The following is a 246-nucleotide window of genomic DNA, read 5'->3' as shown; positions in this document are numbered from 1 at the left end:
ATTGAGATAATTTTCTAATAGGAAGCTCTTCTACTAAAAATTGATATTTTTCAGCTATCTGTTTGAGCAAACCGGGGTCATCTATGTAGAATCTGACTACTGGAAGGTGATCTGAATTTGTTTTTTCAATAAGTATAAGACAATGAGTTGTTAATTCTTTCCACTGTTGCAATCTCAAACTACCGCATACACCATAAACCTGCCTGTTTCTATTATCTGTAATTGGCAAGCTATAAATTGTTGGGG

1 protein-coding gene is annotated in these 246 nt (G+C 34.1%); it reads right to left on the bottom strand.

What is annotated here, in order from left to right:
* Positions 1-246 (bottom strand): hypothetical protein (locus R2R70_RS22345; RefSeq protein ID WP_410979250.1); only part of this gene is annotated, 246 nt, incomplete at both ends.

The sequence above is a fragment of the Cobetia sp. SIMBA_158 genome (assembly GCF_046566945.1).
GTDB classification, from domain to species: domain Bacteria; phylum Pseudomonadota; class Gammaproteobacteria; order Pseudomonadales; family Halomonadaceae; genus Cobetia; species Cobetia amphilecti.
Note: the sequence above shows the minus strand (reverse complement) of the source record. Positions and strands in the feature narration are given on the sequence as shown.